20 protein-coding genes and 1 pseudogene are annotated in these 20,639 nt (G+C 52.2%); 18 read left to right on the top strand and 3 right to left on the bottom strand.

Annotated features, from left to right (window positions below; translation table 11 throughout):
* The first annotated feature begins 45 nt into the window (after nt 1-45).
* The 7 genes and pseudogenes from rplS (at nt 46) to pgeF (ending at nt 4,454) form a co-directional block, all read left to right on the top strand.
* Nucleotides 46-393: a 50S ribosomal protein L19 gene (gene rplS / locus H8S44_RS09035; RefSeq protein ID WP_178038697.1), complete on the top strand. Its 348-nt coding sequence runs from the start codon at nt 46-48 to the stop codon at nt 391-393.
* Between the two features lie 91 nt (nt 394-484).
* Nucleotides 485-1,057, top strand: a complete 573-nt coding sequence (lepB, locus tag H8S44_RS09030; protein ID WP_186872208.1) for a signal peptidase I — start codon at nt 485-487, stop codon at nt 1,055-1,057.
* 43 nt (nt 1,058-1,100) lie between these two features.
* The gene (gene ylqF / locus H8S44_RS09025) at nt 1,101-1,955 is read left to right on the top strand and encodes a ribosome biogenesis GTPase YlqF (RefSeq protein ID WP_186872207.1); all 855 of its coding nucleotides are present in this window, start codon (nt 1,101-1,103) and stop codon (nt 1,953-1,955) included.
* 11 nt (nt 1,956-1,966) lie between these two features.
* Entirely contained in the window at nt 1,967-2,545 is a 579-nt protein-coding gene (gene lepB, locus H8S44_RS09020; protein ID WP_186872206.1) for a signal peptidase I, read from the top strand.
* Between the two features lie 22 nt (nt 2,546-2,567).
* A pseudogene (locus H8S44_RS09015) lies at nt 2,568-3,248 on the top strand (ribonuclease HII); the annotation flags it as partial.
* A gap of 19 nt (nt 3,249-3,267) precedes the next feature.
* Nucleotides 3,268-3,627 (top strand): YraN family protein, encoded by a 360-nt coding sequence (locus H8S44_RS09010; RefSeq protein WP_186872204.1) that lies wholly within the window; start codon nt 3,268-3,270, stop codon nt 3,625-3,627.
* A gap of 2 nt (nt 3,628-3,629) precedes the next feature.
* Nucleotides 3,630-4,454: a peptidoglycan editing factor PgeF gene (gene pgeF / locus H8S44_RS09005; RefSeq protein WP_330593446.1), complete on the top strand. Its 825-nt coding sequence runs from the start codon at nt 3,630-3,632 to the stop codon at nt 4,452-4,454.
* Nucleotides 4,455-4,592: 138 nt separating this feature from the next.
* On the opposite strand, the gene H8S44_RS09000 is transcribed toward pgeF, so the two are convergent.
* Nucleotides 4,593-5,762, bottom strand: coding sequence for a ribose-phosphate pyrophosphokinase (locus tag H8S44_RS09000; protein ID WP_186872202.1), 1,170 nt, complete (start codon nt 5,760-5,762; stop codon nt 4,593-4,595).
* Between the two features lie 153 nt (nt 5,763-5,915).
* Between H8S44_RS09000 and H8S44_RS08995 the strand changes: the two genes are divergently transcribed.
* Genes H8S44_RS08995 through H8S44_RS08950 form a run of 10 tightly spaced genes read left to right on the top strand, consistent with a single transcriptional unit; the run spans nt 5,916 to nt 15,720 of the window.
* The gene (locus H8S44_RS08995) at nt 5,916-7,241 is read left to right on the top strand and encodes a DUF512 domain-containing protein (protein ID WP_186872201.1); all 1,326 of its coding nucleotides are present in this window, start codon (nt 5,916-5,918) and stop codon (nt 7,239-7,241) included.
* A gap of 52 nt (nt 7,242-7,293) precedes the next feature.
* Complete coding sequence (gene der, locus H8S44_RS08990) at nt 7,294-8,622, top strand: ribosome biogenesis GTPase Der (protein ID WP_186872200.1); 1,329 nt, start codon at nt 7,294-7,296, stop codon at nt 8,620-8,622.
* The gene (gene plsY / locus H8S44_RS08985) at nt 8,619-9,263 is read left to right on the top strand and encodes a glycerol-3-phosphate 1-O-acyltransferase PlsY (protein WP_186872199.1); all 645 of its coding nucleotides are present in this window, start codon (nt 8,619-8,621) and stop codon (nt 9,261-9,263) included. The genes der and plsY overlap by 4 nt, the downstream gene beginning before the upstream one ends.
* Before the next feature lie 37 nt (nt 9,264-9,300).
* Nucleotides 9,301-10,311, top strand: a complete 1,011-nt coding sequence (locus H8S44_RS08980) for an NAD(P)H-dependent glycerol-3-phosphate dehydrogenase (protein WP_186872198.1) — start codon at nt 9,301-9,303, stop codon at nt 10,309-10,311.
* Between the two features lie 13 nt (nt 10,312-10,324).
* Nucleotides 10,325-11,317, top strand: coding sequence for a hypothetical protein (locus H8S44_RS08975; RefSeq protein ID WP_186872197.1), 993 nt, complete (start codon nt 10,325-10,327; stop codon nt 11,315-11,317).
* Entirely contained in the window at nt 11,307-11,855 is a 549-nt protein-coding gene (locus H8S44_RS08970) for a hypothetical protein (RefSeq protein WP_186872196.1), read from the top strand. Before H8S44_RS08975 ends, H8S44_RS08970 begins: the two co-directional genes overlap by 11 nt.
* A 50-nt stretch (nt 11,856-11,905) precedes the next feature.
* Nucleotides 11,906-12,859 (top strand): Gfo/Idh/MocA family protein, encoded by a 954-nt coding sequence (locus H8S44_RS08965; protein ID WP_186872195.1) that lies wholly within the window; start codon nt 11,906-11,908, stop codon nt 12,857-12,859.
* Nucleotides 12,860-12,865: 6 nt separating this feature from the next.
* Complete coding sequence (locus H8S44_RS08960) at nt 12,866-13,798, top strand: magnesium transporter CorA family protein (protein ID WP_186872194.1); 933 nt, start codon at nt 12,866-12,868, stop codon at nt 13,796-13,798.
* 29 nt (nt 13,799-13,827) lie between these two features.
* On the top strand, nt 13,828-14,853 hold the full coding sequence (gene queA / locus H8S44_RS08955; protein ID WP_186872193.1) for a tRNA preQ1(34) S-adenosylmethionine ribosyltransferase-isomerase QueA: 1,026 nt from the start codon (nt 13,828-13,830) through the stop codon (nt 14,851-14,853).
* Nucleotides 14,854-14,880: 27 nt separating this feature from the next.
* Nucleotides 14,881-15,720 (top strand): HAD family hydrolase, encoded by an 840-nt coding sequence (locus H8S44_RS08950; RefSeq protein WP_186872192.1) that lies wholly within the window; start codon nt 14,881-14,883, stop codon nt 15,718-15,720.
* A gap of 28 nt (nt 15,721-15,748) precedes the next feature.
* Here the strand turns inward: H8S44_RS08950 and aroA are convergent, their stop codons facing one another.
* Both aroA and H8S44_RS08940 read right to left on the bottom strand, forming a co-directional pair.
* Complete coding sequence (gene aroA, locus H8S44_RS08945) at nt 15,749-17,026, bottom strand: 3-phosphoshikimate 1-carboxyvinyltransferase (protein WP_186872191.1); 1,278 nt, start codon at nt 17,024-17,026, stop codon at nt 15,749-15,751.
* 23 nt (nt 17,027-17,049) lie between these two features.
* Nucleotides 17,050-18,147, bottom strand: a complete 1,098-nt coding sequence (locus H8S44_RS08940; RefSeq protein ID WP_186872190.1) for a prephenate dehydrogenase — start codon at nt 18,145-18,147, stop codon at nt 17,050-17,052.
* Between the two features lie 300 nt (nt 18,148-18,447).
* Here H8S44_RS08940 and H8S44_RS08935 point away from each other — a divergent pair, with 300 nt between their 5' ends.
* Nucleotides 18,448-20,529, top strand: a complete 2,082-nt coding sequence (locus tag H8S44_RS08935) for an elongation factor G (protein WP_186872189.1) — start codon at nt 18,448-18,450, stop codon at nt 20,527-20,529.
* Nucleotides 20,530-20,639 lie beyond the last annotated feature (110 nt).

The following is a 20,639-nucleotide window of genomic DNA, read 5'->3' as shown; positions in this document are numbered from 1 at the left end:
GTACTGGCGGTAAGAACATCCAGAAAACAAGGAGGAGACAACGAAATGAACGAGATTATTAAGAACATTGAGGCTGAGCAGCTGAAGGCTGAAGTACCGGAGTTCAAGGTAGGAGATACCGTAAAGGTTTACGGTAAGATCAAAGAGGGAAACCGTGAGCGTATTCAGGTATTCGAGGGTATCGTACTGAAGAAGCAGGGCGGCGGAGCTCGCGCTACCTTTACTGTAAGAAAGAATTCCAACGGTGTTGGTGTTGAGAAGACATGGCCGCTGCATTCCCCGAACGTAGAGAAGGTAGAAGTTGTTCGTCATGGTAAAGTAAGACGTGCAAAGCTGAACTACTTAAGAGGACGTGTAGGAAAGCGCGCGAAGGTAAAAGAACTTGTAAAATAATTTCGAAAAAGGGGAGAATGAAAATTCTCCCTTTTTCTTTCATGTGGACGTTTTATAGAATTCCATTTTATAGAAGGGACAGGAGGAGAAGATGAGAGGACTGAATTTCCGACGCAGGAAAAAAAGAGTGGATCTGTCGGCGCTTCAGGGGATCCTGGTCTGGATCGGGGAAGCGGCACTGGCCTTCGTCATAGGCTGTATTCTGGTATACTTTTTCGGTTACTCTCTGAGTAATGTGGGACAGTCCATGGAGCCGACTCTGTACAGTGGAGACAGGGTGCTGATCAACCGGCTGGTCTATGAGGTAAAGTCTCCGGATTACGGAGATCTGATCGTATTCCGTCCAAACGGAAATATAAACGCCCACTACCATGTGAAACGCGTGGTGGGAAAGCCCGGCGATACGGTGACCATTGAGAGCGGCCGGGTATTTGTGAACGGCCAGGTGCTGGACGAACCGGTACAGACCGAGAGTATGAAGGACGCGGGACTGGCAGAAGAGGGCGTGACCCTGGGCCAGGACGAATACTTTGTGTTGGGTGATAACCGGAATAACAGCGAGGACAGCCGAAGCGCGGACATCGGAAATGTGGAAAAGAAAAATATCCTGGGTAAGGCATGGTTTATCCTGACCCCTGGAGAACGCTTCGGATTTTTGAAATAGAGACTGCAAAACAGGACAGTTTGGAAAATAAGAGAGGGTCAAGATGAATATACAGTGGTATCCGGGTCATATGACCAAGGCCAGAAGAATGATGCAGGAAAATATCAAACTGGTGGATCTGGTGATCGAGCTGGTGGACGCCCGCGTACCCCAGAGCAGCCGGAATCCTGATATTGATGAGCTTGGAAAGAATAAAGCGCGCCTTCTGCTTCTGAATAAGGCAGACCTGGCAGACGACGCAGCTACGGAGGTCTGGAGCACCCATTTCCGTGCCAAGGGCTTTCAGGTGGTGAAGTTGAACTCCAGGAGCGGTTCCGGTCTCAAGGCCATCAATGGGGCTATTCAGGAGGCCTGCAAAGAAAAGATTGAGCGGGATCGAAAGCGCGGTATCCTGAACCGTCCGGTTCGCGCCATGGTGGCTGGTATTCCCAATGTGGGCAAGTCCACCTTTATCAACAGCTTTGCGGGCAAGGCCTGTACCAAGACCGGCAATAAGCCGGGCGTCACCAAGGGAGCTCAGTGGGTCCGTTTGAACAAGCAGGTGGAGCTTCTGGATACGCCGGGTATCCTCTGGCCCAAGTTTGAGGATCCGGAGGTGGGTCTGAAGCTGGCCATGATTGGCTCCATTAAAGAAGAGGTATTGAATACAGAAGAACTTTCCCTGGAGCTTCTGAAGTATCTGAAGGGACAATATCCGGGCGTCTTAAAAGAACGTTACGGCGTGGAGGAAGCGCTTGCGGAAGTGGAGCTGTTGGGAGAGGTGGCTGCCCGGAGGGGCTGTCTGCAAAAAGGCGGAGCCCCGGATCTGCAGAAGGCGGCCGCCATACTTCTGGAGGAGTTTCGAAACGGAAAGCTGGGTAAAATCACACTGGAGCTGCCCGGAGCAGTGGAAGCATAAGGAGGCGGACTATGGGCAGAAAGAACAGAACAGAAGATTACATAGAGGAAGAAAAGCCAGATGTGATGAGGGAGCTTCTGGGCATGCTGGTATACGTGGGAATCGTGCTGGCTGTGACCTTTCTCATCATTACCTTTGTGGGACAGCGTACCCATGTGAGCGGAGAGTCTATGGAGAATACCCTGGATGACGGCGATCAGCTGATCGTGGATAAGGTTACCTATCGCTTCCATGCTCCGGAACGCTATGATATCATTGTGTTCCCCTTCCGTTATAAGGATAATACCTATTACATCAAGCGTATCATCGGACTGCCGGGAGAGACCGTACAGATCGTGGACGGAGAGATCTATATCAACGGTGAAGTATTGCAGGAGTCCTATGGCCGGGAGGTCATGCAGGATGCGGGCCTGGCAGCGGAACCCATTACCCTGGGGGATGACGAGTACTTTGTATTGGGAGACAACCGTAACTACAGCTCCGACAGCCGCGACCCCAGCGTGGCATTGATTCACCGGAAGGAAATCGTGGGAAGAGCCTGGCTTCGGATCTGGCCTCTCAGTTCCTTTGGTATCCTGAAACATCAGTAACTAGGATAAGGTAGAAAAACAGGACAGAACAGGCATGACAAAGACAGAACAGCTGCGCCTGGAACGGGAGCAGCGAAAAGCGGAAAAACTGCAAAAAGAGCGGGAACGTCTGGAGGGGATGCGTACCTTTGAGCGGCAGTATGCCTCTTATGGCGCTGTCTGCGGCATTGACGAGGTAGGCCGCGGCCCCCTGGCCGGTCCGGTGGTGGCGGGAGCGGTGATCCTTCCGGCGGACTGCGAGATCCTTTATCTGAACGACTCCAAGAAGCTTACGGAGAAACGGCGGGAGCTTCTCTATGACGAGATTATGGAAATGGCTGTGGCCACGGGAATCGGTGTCATCGGTCCGGAACGGATCGATGAGATTAATATTCTTCAGGCCACCTATGAGGCCATGCGGCTGGCCATCGGAAAGTTGTCGGTGCGGCCGGAGGTGCTCCTGAACGACGCTGTGACCATTCCCCAGGTGGGGATCTATCAGGTACCCATCATCAAAGGAGACGCTAAAAGCCTGTCCATCGCGGCGGCCAGCGTCATAGCCAAGGTGACCCGAGACCGGATGATGGTGGAGTATGAGTCCATCTATCCGGGCTATAGCTTCGCTTCTAATAAGGGCTATGGCTCTGCACAGCATATTTCTGCATTGAAAGAGCTGGGTCCGACGCCCATTCACCGCCGCAGCTTTATCAAAAACTTTATGTAAATAGCTTAGGGAGGCTTCTATGCAAAACCGCCGTCAAATCGGCACAAAAGAGGAAGCTTTGGCCGCTGCTTTTCTGGAAAAGCAGGGCTATCAGATACTGGAACGGAATTTTCGCTGCCGCCTGGGCGAGATCGATCTCATCGCCCGGGACGGCAGCACACTTGTATTTGTGGAAGTCAAGTACCGGAAAAATGCGGATTTCGGTACACCTGCGGAAGCTGTAAATCGGAAAAAGCAGCTGACCATCTGCAAAGTGGCCGATTATTATCGGATGGTCCACCGGATCCCGGATAACCGGCCTTGTCGCTTTGATGTGGCGGCCATTCAGGGAACGGTTATACAGGTGATCCGGGACGCGTTTCCCTATCAGGGAGGATGAACATGAGATTAAGAACGAATGAGGGAGTTCCCTTTTTGACCTTTCCGCTGCTGGAAGAAACGGGGATAGTGATTCACGGTTTTTCTACCAGGCTTGGCGGGGTCAGTAAAGGAGACTGCGCCACCATGAATGTGAGCTTTTCCAGAGGTGATAAGGAAGAGGATGTGCGGGAGAATTACCGGCGGCTGGGCCGGGCTATGGGCTTTTCCTGCGAAAATCTGGTCTGCTCGGATCAGACCCATACTACAAACATACGGGTGGTGACAGAAGCGGATCGGGGAAAGGGATTTACCTGTCCCAAAGATTATACCGATGTGGATGGTCTGATAACGGATGTATCGGGTCTGGCCCTGGCCACCTTTTACGCGGACTGTGTGCCTTTATACTTTGTGGATCCGGTGCGCCGGGTCATCGGCCTGTCCCATTCCGGCTGGCGGGGAACTGTGGGAAAGATGGGAAAGAAGACCGTAGAGAAGATGCGGGAGGTCTACGGATGTGAGGCCACAGATATCCGGGCCGCCATCGGTCCCTCCATCTGCCAGAGCTGCTATGAGGTCAGCGGGGATGTGATCCTGGAATTTCAAAAGGCATTCCGGGAAGAACTGTGGCCGGAACTCTTTTATGCGAAAGAAAACGGGAAGTATCAGCTGAATCTATGGAAAGCCAATGAACGGATTCTGGAAGAGGCGGGCATCCTCCCGGAGCATGTGGAGGTCACCGATCTCTGCACCTGCTGTAATCCCCGGCTTTTATTCAGTCACCGGGCTTCTCATGGAAAGCGGGGAAATCTGGGCGCCTTCCTGATGCTGAAAGAGAAGGCGTATTAAATACAGAAGTGTATCAGCAAAGCATAGAACAGCAGGGCCAGTGAAAAGGCCGGTTAAAAAAGGAGCTATACACGGAACATTCCGTGTACAACTCCTTTTCTGATCCTTTCATCCGGATGCGATGATCCGGACCCGGCTTTAAGCGTTCTGCTTCTCCAGAAGTTTGCGAATTTTCTCCGTGGGATTGTTGATCTTTCCGACCGGAGTATCGTGATTCAGGGTATCAATGATGGTAGCCAGGAACTTGGTCATGTCTGCCTCTGCATAGTAGGGTTTGGAAAGAAGCTCCGGAGAGCGGTAGTTCAGGTTCGTGGTCACGATACGCTTGATGTAACCCTTCTCGTAATATTCATCGAATTTGTCGAAGCCGTCGGTGAAGAGACCGAAGGTACAGCATACATAGACATTGCGGGCTCCCCGCTCCTTCATCTGCTTTGCCACGTCCAGCATGCTTCCGCCGGAGGAAATCATATCGTCGATGATGATGACATCCTTGCCCACCAGGGAATCACCCAGGAACTCATGGGCCACGATGGGGTTCTTGCCGTTTACGACGGTGGAGTAGTCTCTTCTCTTATAGAACATACCCAGGTCGATGCCAAGTACGTTGGAGAAGTAGACCGCGCGTTCCATGGCGCCCTCGTCGGGAGCGATGATCATCAGGTGATCGTTATCCACCCGGAGATCCGGCTCAGTGCGAAGCAACGCTTTCATGAACTGATAGGGTGGTTGGAAATTATCAAAACCATTCAGAGGAGTGGCATTCTGTACTCTGGGGTCATGGGCATCAAAGGTGATGATATTCTGAACTCCCATATTCTGAAGCTCCTGCAGGGCAAGGGCGCAGTCCAGAGACTCCCGGCGGGTACGGCGGTGCTGACGTCCCTCGTAAAGGAAGGGAATGACCACATTAATCCGGTGTGCCTTTCCGGTGGCAGCGGAGATGATACGCTTCAGATCCTGATAATGATCATCGGGAGACATGTGATTGACCTGGCCGCATACGGTGTAGGTCAGACTGTAATTGCATACATCCACCATGATGAATAAATCGCTTCCACGGACGGATTCGCCCAGACGGCCTTTTGCTTCGCCCGTACCGAACCGGGGGCAGGAACAGTCGATCAGGTAGGAATCCTGCGCGTATTCCTGAAAATAGACGTTGTCCCGGTGCTGGGTGTTCGCGGTTCTGCGGAAATCCACGAGGTAGCGGTCTACCTTTTCCGCAAATTCCCTGCAGCTTTCCAGAGCTGCGATTTTCAGCGGTGCTACCGGTAAAATGTTATCAAACTGGTTATTTTCTGACATGAGAGTCCTCCAAAAGTGTGACGTAATTGAAGTTAGTATTAAAAAACATACTACATATAAATTTATACCATTTTCAGGGGCAGATCGTCAAGACAGATTGCTTTTTATTTTCAAATAAGGTATGATGTAATATGGTAAAGAAGAGGAGCTTTTATGAAAAAGATAAGAGAACATGTAATTAAAAGTATAGAACCGGGAAGTATCGCGGAGGAACTGGAGCTGGAGCCGGGAGACGTACTGGTGGAAGTGAACGGCCAGCCGGTCCGGGACGTTTTGGATTATCATTATCTGATCAACGAAGAATATCTGGAGATCGTGGTACGGAAGCCCGATGGAGAAGAATGGGAACTGGAGATCGAAAAGGAATATGAAGACGATCTGGGTATCGAGTTCGAGAACGGTATGATGGACGATTACCGTTCCTGCAGTAATAAGTGTATTTTCTGTTTTATCGATCAGCTGCCGAAGAACATGCGGAAGACCCTGTATTTTAAGGATGACGATTCCAGACTTTCCTTCCTGCAGGGAAACTATGTGACATTAACCAATATGAGCCAGGAGGATGTGGATCGAATCATCACCTACCGGATGGAGCCCATCAATATTTCCTTCCAGACCATGAATCCGGAGCTTCGCTGTAAGATGCTGCATAACCGCTTCGCCGGAGAGGCCCTGAAAAAGGTAGACCAGTTTTATGAGGCCGGAATCATCATGAACGGCCAGATCGTTCTGTGTAAAGGAGTCAATGACGGAGAGGAACTGAATCATTCCATCGAGCAGCTGACCCAATATCTTCCTTATCTGCAAAGCGTATCGGTGGTTCCTGTGGGACTGACCCGTTACCGGGACGGTCTGTATCCCCTGGAACCCTTTACCCGGGAGGACGCGGAGCAAGTGCTGGATCTGATTCACAGCTGGCAGGAGCGGATTTACCGGGAATACGGCACCCATTTTATCCATGCGGGCGACGAATGGTATCTGCTGGCAGAGCGGGAAATTCCGGAGGAAGAAACCTACGATGGCTATCTTCAGCTGGAAAACGGTGTGGGTATGGTACGTCTTCTCCGGGAGGAGACTGCAGCGGAGCTGGCAGAGCGTCAGGGAGACGACCGGAAACGCCGGGTGACCATCGCCACCGGAGAGCTGGCGGCGCCCATTCTCCGGGAGATCGGAGATGATATCACGAAGAAATATCCGGGGATCGATCTGCAGATACAGGCCATCAAAAATGAATTCTTCGGCGGAAAGATCACCGTGGCGGGGCTTCTGACCGGACAGGATCTGGCGAAGCAGCTTTCAGGCCTTGATCTGGGCGCGGAGCTTCTCCTTGGCGATCATATGCTGAAAAGCGGAGAGCAGGTATTCCTGGATGACATGACCGTGGCCCAGCTGTCAGGGACTTTACAAGTTCCTATAACTATTGTAAAATCAGACGGAAAAGCCTTTGTGGAGGCCGTGGTCGGCGGCAGTAAGGCCTGAATGTCCGAATCTGCAGTCAGAATACAGAATATAAGAACAGGAGAACAAGTATATGAGTAAACCCATCGTAGCCATCGTGGGGCGTCCCAATGTGGGTAAATCCACCCTTTTCAACGCCCTGGCCGGAGAGAATATTTCTATTGTAAAGGATACCCCCGGCGTGACCAGAGATCGCATCTACGCAGATGTAACCTGGCTTGACCACGCCTTCACCCTGATTGACACCGGCGGAATCGAACCGGACAGCAGCGATATCATCCTGTCCCAGATGCGGGAGCAGGCTCAGATTGCCATCGACACCGCCGACGTGATTATTTTCTTGGCAGACGTACGCCAGGGCCTGGTGGACGCGGATTCCAAAGTGGCGGACATGCTGCGACGCTCCCGGAAACCCGTGGTACTGGCTGTGAATAAGGTGGACAGCTTCCAGAAGTTTATGGCAGACACCTATGAATTCTATAACCTGGGGATCGGCGATCCGGTGCCCATTTCCGCAGCCTCCCGTCTGGGCATCGGCGATATGCTGGACGAGGTGGTAAAGCATTTCCCAAAGCAGACCGGCGAGATCGAGGAGGACGACCGTCCCCGTATTGCCATTGTGGGAAAGCCCAATGTGGGAAAATCTTCGATTATCAATAAGCTCATCGGCGAGAACCGGGTGATTGTATCCAATATCGCAGGCACCACTCGGGATGCCATTGATACTGAGGTACGCCGGAACGGAAAGGACTATATCTTTATCGATACGGCAGGCCTTCGCCGCAAGAATAAGATCAAGGAAGAACTGGAGCGTTACAGCATCATCCGCACTGTGACAGCGGTGGAGCGGGCCGACGTGGTGATTCTGGTCATTGACGCGAAAGAGGGCGTCACCGAGCAGGACGCAAAGATCGCGGGCATCGCCCATGAGCGGGGCAAGGGCATTATCATCGCCGTAAATAAGTGGGACGCCATCGAAAAGAACGACAAGACCGTCTATGAATATACCAATAAAATCCGCAATATTTTAGCATATATGCCTTATGCGGAGATTACGTTTATCTCTGCGGTAACCGGACAGCGTCTGCCGAAGCTGTTTGAACTGATTGATATGGTCATTCAGAATCAGAACCTTCGGGTGGCAACCGGTGTTCTGAACGAGATCATGACCGAAGCTGTGGCTCTGCAGCAGCCGCCCTCAGACAAAGGCAAGCGCCTGAAGCTCTTCTATATTACACAGGTGGCAGTGAAGCCGCCTACCTTCGTCATTTTCGTAAATGACAAGGAGCTGATGCACTTCTCCTACACCAGATATCTGGAGAACAAGATCCGGGATGCTTTCGGCTTCAAGGGAACTGCTTTGCGGTTCCTGATTCGGGAAAGAAAGGGTGATCAGCAGTGATACGTCTGGCATGTGTGGCCATCGGCTATGTGTTCGGTCTGTTTCAGACCGGTTATATCTATGGAGAATTAAAAGGTACGGATATCCGCCAGCATGGAAGCGGCAACGCGGGAGCCACCAACGCGCTCCGGACGCTTGGCTGGAAGGCAGGCCTTATTACCCTGCTGGGAGACTGCTTTAAGTGTGTCTTTGCGGTGCTTCTGGTACGCGCCCTGTTTGCGGGCCGTTATCCGGATGAACATATGGGCGTGCTTCTGGGAATGTACGCAGCCCTGGGTGTGATTTTGGGACATAACTTTCCTTTTTATCTGAAGTTTAAGGGCGGAAAGGGCATTGCGGCTACCGCAGGTCTGTACCTGTCCCTGGATCCGGTGATGACCCTGGTGGCTGTTGTATTATTTGGAGGCGCCGTAGGCGCGACCCGTTATGTATCCCTGGGTTCCATTCTGGTCAGCATCTGGCTGCCGGTGGGGACAATTCTGTTTGGGCAGCAGGGAAAGTGGGGGCTGTCTCAGGGACATCTCTATGAGCTTTATGCAATCACTGTTTTCCTGTGTCTGATGGCTATTTTCCGCCACCGTAAGAACATTGGAAGGCTTTTGAGCGGCACCGAGAGTAAGCTGGGACAGAAAGCAAAATAACAGCAGCGAATATTCAGAAATAGTGGGAGAGTAAACTATGGCAAAGACAGGCGTTATCGGAGCGGGCAGCTGGGGAACAGCCCTGGCTCTGGTGCTTCATCAGAACGGACACGAAGTAACCCTCTGGTCTCATTCGGAAGCTTCGGTGAAAAGTCTTTTAAAAGAACGGGAGCTTCCGGGAAAGCTTCCGGGCGTAAAGATTCCCGAAGAGATTCAGATTACCGGCGATCTGGAGCAGGCAATCCGGGGAATGGATATGCTGGTACTGGCGGTTCCTTCCGCCTGCATCCGCAGTACAGCTAGGAATATGTCCCCCTTTGTGGCGGACGGACAGCTTATCGTATGCGTATCCAAGGGCATCGAGGAAAGTACCCTGAAGATTATGACGGAAGTGATCGAGGACGAGATCCCGAACTGTCGGGCTGCGGTTCTGTCCGGTCCCAGTCATGCAGAGGAGGTGAGCCGCGGTCTGCCCACCACGGTGGTGGCGGGAGCCCATGACCGGGAGACAGCAGAGTACATCCAAAATCTTTTCATGAGCCGGGTATTCCGTGTATACACCAGCCCGGACATGTTGGGCATCGAGCTGGGCGGAGCCCTGAAAAATGTCATCGCCCTGGCGGCGGGTATTGCCGACGGACTGGGCTATGGCGACAATACCAAAGCAGCCCTGATCACCCGCGGTATCGCAGAGATGAGCCGCATCGGCACCGCCATGGGCGGCCGTCAGGAGACCTTTAACGGCCTTTCCGGCATCGGCGACCTCATTGTGACCTGCGCTTCAGTCCACAGCCGGAACCGGAAGGCAGGCTATCTCATGGGACAGGGACGTTCCATGCAGGAGGCCATGGACGAGGTGAAGATGGTGGTGGAGGGCGTCTATTCCGCCAAGGCAGCCATGGCGCTGGCCCGGAAGTATCAGATCGAGATTCCCATCATCGAGCAGGTAAACAAGGTATTATTTGAAAATAAATCCCCGAAGGAAGCTGTGAGCGAACTGATGCTCCGGGATAAAAAGATCGAAAATTCACAGCTCCCCTGGGAGTAGAGGGAGGCCGCCTATGCGCTGCTACAACTGCAACAAAAACTTTGATTATGAGAAATACTACGGCATCTGCCCCAAATGCGGCTGCTTTAACAGAAGAGAAACCATGGAGGAGCAGCATGAAGCCCTCCACGACCGGTTTTCCGACAGCTCCGACGAGGAATGCCACAGAGACCACAGGGAGTACAGCTCCCATCCCGGCGAGGAGCACCGGGCCGGCTATCAGGAAGACAGCTATACTTATCAGGAGGACGGTTATGCCCATACGGCCTACGCCGGGGAGACCGCAAAGAAAAAGGGCGTGGGCCTGTTTGTCTTTGGGGTTCTGTTCTTTATCGCTAGCATTTTTATGCTGATCGGTTCTGCGGTTTATATGGCAGTGCGTCCCAGGACGACCGCTGCTGTATCAGATACTTCTTCAGAACCCTATCTGGAAAGCGTAGAACATAGTCCGGGCACCTCTTTTGAATTTCAGGATTCCATGACCCTGGAGGTGGTGGAATGCAAGGAAGTAGCAGATCGCAGCGTTCTTCCCAGCCTGAAGGAAGGAACGAAGGTGATAGCGGTTCATCTGCGGGGAACCAGCGATGGAAAGTACGAGGACTATAATGAGATCTATGGCATGTACCTGAGTGTGGATCCTACCGGCTATCTTCAATGTATTTCTTCCTATGACTTTGAGCCCTATGCCCAGATGCTGGGTGTCTACCCCGCCCTGGATGAGAGGGCACTGAAGGGAGAGACTTCCTGCGACGGCTGGATCGGTTTTCTGGTTCCTGACTGGGTCACTGCCGCGGTGTTCTGGCTGGATGAATACGACTGCAGCGACTGGGACGGTGGGAACCTTCTTCGCACGCATCAGATCGAACTGTCCATCACGCCGTTGAATCCTTCCAAAGATTCTTACGGCGAAGGGACGGAGGAAACATCCGATCCGGCAGCGGAGGATAGTATCGTTGAAAACGCGGCGGAGGAGGATACAGAAGGAGGTACGGAACATGCAGAATAAGCTCAAAAGCAGTGTTTCGATTTTCCAGGTTCTGGGTATCATTTTTCTGGCCCTTGGCATTATCTTTCTGGCGAATACCGTATCCTTATGGATCCGGCAGAGCGTCTGGGGCGCTTCGGAGAGCAAGGGCTACTACTGTATTTTTGCCCCGGCGGGCAGCAAGGCCCTGGGGGATACTTACGAGGGCGTGCAGGCGGAAGAAGGTTATTCCTTTTACCGGCTGGAGTTTAAGGTAACCAATCAGGGAAATGCATCCAGGTACGGAGACGAATATTACGGCGTTTATTTCAATGATACCAAGGGAAACCGTGACGATGTACTGGACTGGTGGCCCACCGACACCGGCAGAGAGGAGGAACCCAAAGACGATACCGTATATCTCTTCGAGGGAGCGGACTATAACTATCTGCCGGCCGGGCGTCAGCTGCGGTACTTCAAGGTAGTACAGGTACGGGATGGCGTGAAAAGCTTTTCCGTGGATTATTATCCCAGTGGGGATTCAGACGATGAGCAGCTCAGCTTTGTCATGAGTCTGTAGAAATCCGCATCCGGATTCAAATAATATAATATGAGAAAGGGGCAGGTTTTATGAGAGTTGGAATAACGGGAGCAGGGATGACAGTACCCTGGTTTCTGGACGCGGCAAAGCAGATCCCGGAGATGGAAATCTGCGCGCTTTTTGCCAGAAAGGAAGAAAAGCGACGGAAACTATGCGAGGCATATCACATTCCAAAAGCCTATGACAGCTACGAAAAGCTTCTGGCTGATGACTCTCTGGATGTACTTTATCTTCCGGTGCCCAACGATCTTCACTACAGCTTCGGTAAGCAGGCCCTGGAAGCGGGAAAACATGTGATTATGGAGAAGCCCTTCTGTGTGAACCGGGCAGAGGCCCGGGAGCTGGCGGAGCTGGCGGAGAAAAAGGGTTTGATGATCTTTGAAGCCATCACCATCCAGTATAACCCCAACTATCAGAAGGTACGGGAGCTTCTGCCGGGCCTGGGGGATATCAAGATCGTCCAGCTCAACTTCTCCCAGTATTCCAGCCGCTACGAAGCCTTCAAGCGGGGCGATATTGCGCCGGTCTTTGATGTGAAGAAAGCGGGCGGAGCCCTTTTTGACCTGAATGTATACAATATTCATTTTGTGGCCGGACTCTTTGGCAGACCGAAAACGGTCCATTACTATCCCAATATGGAACGGGATGTGGATACCTCCGGCATTCTGATTCTGGAGTATCCGGATTTCCAGTGCGTGTGTGTGGCCGCCAAGGACTGCGGCGCTCCCTGCTCTGTGAATATCCAGGGCGATAAGGGCTGTATCTTCAGCCCATCCAAACCCAGCCTCTTTGAAGAATTTTCTTATCAGGAGAATAAAAAAGAGGCGGTTCCCTATGCCCTCCGGAACTCGGAATTCCGTTTTTACGATGAGCTGCGGGCTTTTACCGATTATTATACCGCCGGAGACTATGACGGGGTGAAAAAGCGGCTGGAGCACAGCCTTCTGATTATGGAGATTCTGGACACGGCGAGAGGGGTATAGGATACGATGTTTTTTTCCATTCATAATAAAGAAATTCGGGAAATCACCCTGGAACAGTTGGATTTCCACGATATCTGCGTAGGTTATCTGACCCTGGACGAGCTGAAGAACTGTTACGGGGATCTGGGGCTTTCCGAGGTGGCAGTCAAGGACTGTATGACGGATTTCACCCATTTTCGTACCAGTATTGACGTATACGACGAATTCAGCTTCGGTATGATCAATATCGTGGACATTCTGAATCTGAGTACCCGGAGAAACCGGATCGGTTTCTTTATTAAGAAAAATCTCTTTGTGGTGGTGAAAATCATCGACAAGGAAGACAGCATCCGCCAGATGTTTCTGGATGCTATCGGCCGCTTCCGTCAGAATGCCACCATGGAGAAGGTCATCTACGGCGTGCTGGAGCGTCTGCTTTCCAGCGGTAATAAGGGTCTGGTCATGACCGAGCGTCAGATCATTGCCATGGAGCGGGAAGTGGTAAACGGCAAGGTGGATCCGGAGCTGAATACGGAGATTTTCGATCTGCGGAATCGGCTTTCCACTCTGAAGAATTATTACGAGCAGCTCATTGACATCGGAGAGTCTCTCCAGGAGAACGAGAATGATCTGTTCGAGGAAGAGGATCTGCGTTACTTCAAGATCTTCACAGACAAATCCGAGCGCCTCAGCAACAATACCCAGCTGCTCTGCGATAACCTGATTCATCTTCGGGAGGCCATGGACGCCACCCTGAATTATAATCTGAACAATACCATGAAGCTTTTCACCATGGTGACTATCATCTTCCAGCCGCTGACCCTCATCGTGGGCTGGTACGGCATGAACTTCAAGTATATGCCGGAGCTGGGCTGGCGGTTCGGCTATCTCTATGTGATTATTCTGAGCATTGCAGTGGTCGGTGTGATTCTCTACTGGTTTAAGAAACGAAAGTTTTAGCATATAAAAATAAGGACTGAACAAAACGTATGAAGACAAGTGATTTTTACTATGATTTACCCCAGGAGCTCATTGCCCAGGATCCGCTGGAGGATCGGAGCAGCTCCCGGCTGATGGTGTTGGACAAAAAGACCGGAACGGTAGAGCATAAAGTGTTCCGGGATATCATCGACGAGCTGAATCCCGGTGACTGCCTGGTGGTCAATAACACCAAGGTTATCCCGGCCCGTCTGCTTGGCGTAAAAGAAGATACCGGAGCCCACATCGAAGTGCTACTTCTGAAGCGGAAGCAGGATAACGTGTGGGAGACCCTGGTGAAGCCTGGAAAGAAGGCCAGACCCGGTACACGGATTGTATTTGGCGACGGCCTTCTGAAGGCGGAGGTCGTGGATGTGGTGGACGAGGGAAACCGTCTGATTCGCTTTGAGTACGAGGGTATCTTTGAAGAGATCCTGGATCAGCTGGGACAGATGCCCCTGCCTCCCTATATTACCCATCAGCTGAAAGATAAAAACCGTTATCAGACTGTCTATGCCAAGCACGACGGTTCCGCGGCAGCTCCCACGGCGGGACTCCATTTTACGCCGGAGCTTCTGCAGCAGATTCAGGATAAGGGCGTCAAGCTGGCTCATGTGACCCTTCATGTGGGGCTGGGAACCTTCCGCCCGGTGAAGGTGGATGATGTGACGCAGCATCATATGCACTCAGAATTCTACATGGTGGAAGAGGATCAGGCAGAGCTCATCAATGAGACCAAGGCGGCCGGAGGACGGGTCATCTGCGTGGGGACCACCAGCTGCAGAACGCTGGAGTCAGCCACCGGAGAGGATGGTATCCTGAAGGCCGGCAGCGGCTGGACAGAGATCTTCATCTATCCCGGCTACCGGTTTAAGATCATGGACGCTCTGATTACGAACTTCCACCTGCCGGAATCCACCCTGCTGATGCTGGTATCCGCATTCGCAGATAAGGAGACCATTATGAAGGCCTACCAGGAGGCGGTGGAGGAACGGTATCGCTTTTTCTCCTTTGGGGATGCCATGTTTATCAAATAGGTACGGAAAGTAAAGGACGGAATAGAAATGCAGAAGATCAAAATGATAGCTCTCGACCTGGACGGAACCACACTGGACGACGAAAGCCGCCTGACAGACAGGACCCGGAGAACTCTGGAAGAAGCTATCCGAAGAGGGCTCCATGTAATCGTGGCCAGCGGACGGGCCTATACGGCGCTGCCGAAGGAAGTGCTTTCCATTCGGGGGATTCCCTACGCCATTACCTCCAACGGGGCGGCTACCTACGATCCGGCAGTCGGAGAACGGGTATTCTCTTATTGCATGGACGGGGAAAAGGTGGAACAGCTTCTGGAGCTTTTAAAAGAGGAGCCGGAGACTGCCATCGAAGTGTTCACTCAGGGACAGCCCTACGCGTCAGCAGACTATCTGGAGGATCCGGTGGTATATGGAGCTCCCGCCCGGGTGGTTCCCTATCTGCGCCGGACAAGAAAGTCCATCCCTGACGCCAGGACATTTGCCTGGGAGCACCGGCATGAGCTGGATTCCCTGGATATCATTGCCTCCGGTCCCATGGAGCGGGCCGAGTGGATCGGAAAGCTGGAAACCCTGGGCGGAATCTATGTGACTTCCTCCGTTTCCTACCGGTTGGAGATCTCCAATGAAAAGGGTGGTAAAGGCGCGGCCCTGCGGGAAGTGGCCGCCAGACTGCAGATTCAGCCGGATGAGATCGTGGCTTTTGGCAATGCGGAAAATGATATGGATATGATAGAATTCGCCGGACTGGGCGTGGCCGTGGCCAACAGCCCGGAGATTGTAAAGAAGTGTGCGGATCGAATCGCCCCCTCCAATCAGGACGAGGGCGTGGCGCAGGTTCTGGAGGAATTATTAAAGGAGCAGAAATCCTGAGGGATTTCCGCTCCTTTTTTAAAACCTTTTATTTCTGAATCTTCAGCAGATCCCGATAAAATTCCGGATAGGAGATATTCACACAATCGGCCCCCTGAATCTCCGTTTCGCCATCCGCATTCAGCGCTGCGATGGCGAAGGACATGGCGATCCGGTGATCCAGATGGCTGTCGATGACTGCGCCGTGCAGGGTATGACCTCCCTCGATGATCATACCGTCGTAGGTAGCTGTGACCCTGGCACCCATGGCGGTAAGGTTCTCCGTCATAACAGCGATCCGGTCAGATTCCTTGACCTTCAGTTCCGCAGCGTCCCGGATTACCGTAGTTCCTTCGGCAAAGCAGGCCATAACGGCGATAACGGGAAGCTCGTCGATGAGGGTGGGAATCAGCGCGCCCTCGATGGTACAGCCCTTCAGGGAAGAGGTACGCACCAGCAGATCCGCCGTGGGTTCTCCGCTGTCCGCATTCTCATGAAGCCGCGTCACATCTGCGTTCATCATTTCGCAGACACGTAAGATTCCGTCCCGGGTGGGATTGGTCCCCACATTTTTGATCAAAATCTCCGAATCCGGCGTGATGCAGCCTGCGGCAATGAAATAGGCTGCAGAAGAGATATCCCCCGGCACCTGTACCTTCTGTCCCGCAAGCTTCGGCTCCGGCTGAATGGTGGCAGTGGTGTCTTCTGTTTTGACTTCCGCTCCGAAGAAGTTCAGCATGAGCTCCGAATGGTTCCGGGAAAGAGCCGGTTCCGTGACACTGGTGGGAGCGTCTGCGTAAAGTCCGGCCAGAAGAATCGAGGACTTCACCTGGGCGGAAGCCACTCTGGTGGTATAATGGATGCCGTGCAGAGGACGGCCGTCGATGCGAAGGGGCGCGCAGCCGTTTCCGGAAAGACTGGTGATAGAAGCACCCATCTGACTTAAAGGTTCCATAATCCGTCCCATGGGCCGCTTCTGGATGGATGCGTCCCCGGTCAGAGTGGTTTCAAAGGTCTGACCGCTTAAAATACCGGAAATCAGGCGGGTGGTGGTACCGCTGTTCCCTGCGTCCAGAATCTGATCCGGGGCGGAAAGTCCGTGCAGGCCTTTTCCGTGAATAAGGATTTGTTCGCCCTTATCCTCGATGGAGATACCGAGACGCCGGAAACAGTCGATGGTGGAAAGACAATCCGCGCCCCGCAGGAACCCGGTGACCTCTGTAGTTCCCTCCGCCAGGGAGCCGAACATGACCGCCCGGTGGGAGATGGATTTATCTCCGGGGATGGTAATTTCTCCGTGTAAGCTCTGTGTGCGTGTGAATTTCATAAAAGTTCTCCTTTTTTGCAAGCTTAACGCTCGTAAATAGTATAACGATATCTGCGGAGCAGCTCCACCGCCTTCTTATAGGCTTCTTCCTCGTAGAGCTCTACCCGGAGTACAGCCTCTTCGAACTCCCGGTTGTGGATGATGCCTATATTTTTGATGCTGATGCCACCGGAGGCCAGAATCGTGGCCAGGGTAGCGATACCGCCGGCTTCATCCACCATATCGCAGTAGAAGGCAAAGGTCTTCTTCAGAGGGCCTGCGGAAGCCTCGGGGATGGAATTCCGGTAGTCCCGGGAGGCTGCAAAGAATTCATGAATCTTTCCGGCCTCTTTTCCGGTGATCTCCGACCGGAGACGGGAAAGCTGCTGCTGGTAATGATCCAGGGCCTTCAGGATATTGTCGGAATTGGTCATGCAGATCTGTTCCCACATATCGGGAGAAGAGGAGGCAATTCTTGTAATATCCTTGAATCCGCCCGCCGCGATCCGCTTCATCAGCTCCTCCGGACCGTCCAGATCCTTCACCAGCTCCACCAGGGAGGAGGCGATAAGGTGGGGCAGATGGCTGACGCAGGCTGTGATAAAGTCATGCTGCCGGTAATCCAGAACCAGCGGCAGCGCTTTCAGGGAAGCAACGAAGCTCACAAAATTCTGTACCGTATTCTCCGGCACACCTTCTCCGGGAGTAATAATATAATAAGCGTTTTCAATCAGATGGGGTTTGGCGTTCTCATAACCGGTCTTTTCCGAACCGGCCATGGGGTGGCCTCCGATAAACTGATCTGTCAGACCAAGCTCCTCCACCTTTTGGTGAATATCTGTTTTCGTGCTGCCCACATCGGTCAGAAGGCAGGTTTTTGGCAGAAGAGGCTTCAGTTCCTCCAGATACCGGGCGTTGGTGGAGACCGGTGCGCAGAGAAAGATGAGATCACAGGCAGCAAACTCCGGGCCAACCCCGGCGCAGGCCTCGTCGATGATGCCCTCCGCCACAGCCTTTTGCAGGGTATCCTGACTTCTCATATATGCCATCATGTGGACCTCCGGATAATATTCGCGAATGGCCTTTGCGATGGAGCCTCCGATGAGGCCGAGTCCGATGAAGCCGATGGTATTCCTGTTCATAATTGAAAACTCCTTTGTATATACGAAATCTCTAAGGATTTAGTTTAAAGTCTTTTGTTGAAAATGTCAAACGCTATTTTACTTTAACGTGTAGAAGTGATGCGGACGCGTTACAAATTGCTGTATAAAAATCGGAAGAAGAATAAATGACTTGTAAAAAATATATAAAAAGACTTGAAATATTATCTGACTTTTAGTAAAATATATCCATGGTGTTCCGATGCCTTTCATTGAATGAATGTTCTTTTTGACAGATGAAATATCCGGAACTATAAAATTATTGTAATCGGAGGAAGAGGCATGAATATTTACACAACTGACAAAATTCGTAACGTAGTTCTTCTTGGTCACGGCGGCTGCGGCAAGACCAGTCTTGTTGAGGCCATGGCTTATGTATCCGGTCTGACCACCCGTATCGGAAAAGTAACTGACGGCAATACCATCAGTGATTATGATAAGGAAGAGATTAAGAGAAAGTTCTCCATTACCACATCTGTGGTTCCTCTGATCTGGCAGGATTGTAAAGTAAATCTCCTGGATGCTCCGGGATATTTTGATTTTGTAGGTGAAGCAGAAGAGGCAGTGGCAGCGGCAGACGCAGCCATCATCGTCGTATCCGGTAAGGCCGGTGTGGAGGTAGGCACCCAGAAGGCATGGGATCTCTGCGAGAAGTATAAACTCCCGAGAATGTTCTTCGTATCCGAGATGGATGTGGATCACGCGTCCTTCCGCCAGGTGGTACAGGATCTGACCGATCTGTACGGCAAAAAGATCGCTCCTTTCTATCAGCCCATCCGAGAAAATGAGAAGTTCGTGGGCTACATCAATGTCTGCAAGATGGCGGGTCGGCGTTTTACCGGTATTGGACAGCGCGAGGAGTGTGAGATTCCCGAGTATTCCAAAGAGAACCTGGCCATCTGCCGGGAAGCCCTTCTGGACGCGGTGGCAGAGACCTCCGATGAGTTTATGGAGCGTTATTTCAACGGTGAAGAGTTCACCTTCAGCGAGATTCGCGCAGCCATGAAGTTCAATGTATGCGATGGCACCGTGATTCCCGTATCTATGGGTTCCAGCACCGAACTCCGTAACATCCACAACCTGATGAATGATATCGTGGAACTGTTCCCCAGTCCGGACAAGAAGCCCTGCAACGGAATCAATACCAAAACAAATGAGATTTTCGAAGCGAATTACGACTTCTCCAAGGCGAAATCCGCTTATGTATTCAAGACTATCGTGGATCCCTTTATCGGAAAGTATTCCCTGATCAAGGTATCCTCCGGCGTCATCAAGTCCGACGACACTCTGTACAACCAGGATAAGGATGCAGAGGAGAAGCTGAACAAGCTGTACATCATGCAGGGCAATAAGCCCATTGAGATTACCGAGCTTCACGCAGGCGATATCGGAGCCATCGGTAAGCTGGCGAATACCAAGACCGGTGATACCCTGTCCACCAAGGCTACGCCCATCGTGTACGGCAGAACCGAGATTTCCAAGCCCTATACCTACATGAGATATAAGGCAAAGAATAAGGGCGATGAGGATAAGATTTCCCAGGCTCTGGCAAAGATGATGGAAGAGGATCTGACCCTGAAGAACGTCAATGATTCCGAGAATCGACAGACTCTGCTCTACGGCATGGGCGACCAGCATCTGGACGTGGTAGTCAGCAAGCTGGAGGAGAAGTTCAAGGTAGCTATCGAGCTGTCCAAGCCGAAGGTGGCGTTCCGCGAGACCCTGAAGAAGAAAGCAGACGTGGACTCCAAGTATAAAAAGCAGTCCGGCGGACATGGCCAGTACGGTCACGTAAAGATGACCTTCGAGCCCTCCGGCGATCTGGAGACACCTTATGTATTCGAGCAGGTAGTCGTAGGCGGCGCGGTTCCGAAAAACTACTTCCCGGCAGTGGAAAAGGGTATTCAGGAATCTGTGGTAAAGGGGCCTCTGGCCGGATATCCGGTGGTTGGCGTTAAGGCCGTTCTGTACGATGGTTCCTATCATCCGGTAGATTCCTCCGAGATGGCCTTCAAGACCGCGGCAAGCCAGGCATTCAAGAAGGGCTTTATGGACGCCGGTCCGGTTCTCCTGGAGCCGATCGTGACCATGACCGTGACGGTTCCCGATAAGTATACCGGAGACGTGATGGGCGATCTGAACAAACGCCGGGGCCGTGTGCTGGGAATGAATCCGGTAGCAGGCGGCAAGCAGGAGGTCGTGGCAGACGTTCCGATGACAGAGATCTTCGGTTACTCCACAGATCTTCGTTCCATGACAGGCGGAAGCGGCGAATTCTCCTACGAGTTTGCCCGCTACGAGCAGGCTCCGGCAGACGTACAGGCCAAGGAAGTGGCTGCGAGAGCATCCGAGACCGCAGAGTAATATAACTGATATTACAGAGAAATTATGAAAAAGGGGAGATAGATGAGGGCATCCGGTTAACGCCGGATGCCCTTTTTTGACTTGTAAAAAAGACTTTTGCAGAGTACAAT

This window comes from Anaerosacchariphilus hominis (genome assembly GCF_014290175.1).
In the GTDB taxonomy this organism is placed as follows: domain Bacteria; phylum Bacillota; class Clostridia; order Lachnospirales; family Lachnospiraceae; genus Laedolimicola; species Laedolimicola hominis.
Note: the sequence above shows the minus strand (reverse complement) of the source record. Positions and strands in the feature narration are given on the sequence as shown.

Excerpts from the sequence above, each read along its gene's own strand:
- H8S44_RS08940 (WP_186872190.1), bottom strand. The coding sequence starts at position 18,147 with ATGAACAGGAATACCATCGGCTTCATCGGACTCGGCCTCATCGGAGGC.
- aroA (WP_186872191.1), bottom strand. The coding sequence starts at position 17,026 with ATGAAATTCACACGCACACAGAGCTTACACGGAGAAATTACCATCCCC.
- ylqF (WP_186872207.1), top strand. The coding sequence starts at position 1,101 with ATGAATATACAGTGGTATCCGGGTCATATGACCAAGGCCAGAAGAATG.
- H8S44_RS08970 (WP_186872196.1), top strand. The coding sequence starts at position 11,307 with ATGCAGAATAAGCTCAAAAGCAGTGTTTCGATTTTCCAGGTTCTGGGT.
- lepB (WP_186872208.1), top strand. The coding sequence starts at position 485 with ATGAGAGGACTGAATTTCCGACGCAGGAAAAAAAGAGTGGATCTGTCG.
- H8S44_RS08975 (WP_186872197.1), top strand. The coding sequence starts at position 10,325 with ATGCGCTGCTACAACTGCAACAAAAACTTTGATTATGAGAAATACTAC.
- rplS (WP_178038697.1), top strand. The coding sequence starts at position 46 with ATGAACGAGATTATTAAGAACATTGAGGCTGAGCAGCTGAAGGCTGAA.
- H8S44_RS08980 (WP_186872198.1), top strand. The coding sequence starts at position 9,301 with ATGGCAAAGACAGGCGTTATCGGAGCGGGCAGCTGGGGAACAGCCCTG.
- der (WP_186872200.1), top strand. The coding sequence starts at position 7,294 with ATGAGTAAACCCATCGTAGCCATCGTGGGGCGTCCCAATGTGGGTAAA.
- H8S44_RS09000 (WP_186872202.1), bottom strand. The coding sequence starts at position 5,762 with ATGTCAGAAAATAACCAGTTTGATAACATTTTACCGGTAGCACCGCTG.
- pgeF (WP_330593446.1), top strand. The coding sequence starts at position 3,630 with ATGAGATTAAGAACGAATGAGGGAGTTCCCTTTTTGACCTTTCCGCTG.
- H8S44_RS08950 (WP_186872192.1), top strand. The coding sequence starts at position 14,881 with ATGCAGAAGATCAAAATGATAGCTCTCGACCTGGACGGAACCACACTG.
- queA (WP_186872193.1), top strand. The coding sequence starts at position 13,828 with ATGAAGACAAGTGATTTTTACTATGATTTACCCCAGGAGCTCATTGCC.
- H8S44_RS09010 (WP_186872204.1), top strand. The coding sequence starts at position 3,268 with ATGCAAAACCGCCGTCAAATCGGCACAAAAGAGGAAGCTTTGGCCGCT.
- H8S44_RS08965 (WP_186872195.1), top strand. The coding sequence starts at position 11,906 with ATGAGAGTTGGAATAACGGGAGCAGGGATGACAGTACCCTGGTTTCTG.
- lepB (WP_186872206.1), top strand. The coding sequence starts at position 1,967 with ATGGGCAGAAAGAACAGAACAGAAGATTACATAGAGGAAGAAAAGCCA.
- H8S44_RS08995 (WP_186872201.1), top strand. The coding sequence starts at position 5,916 with ATGAAAAAGATAAGAGAACATGTAATTAAAAGTATAGAACCGGGAAGT.
- H8S44_RS08935 (WP_186872189.1), top strand. The coding sequence starts at position 18,448 with ATGAATATTTACACAACTGACAAAATTCGTAACGTAGTTCTTCTTGGT.
- H8S44_RS08960 (WP_186872194.1), top strand. The coding sequence starts at position 12,866 with ATGTTTTTTTCCATTCATAATAAAGAAATTCGGGAAATCACCCTGGAA.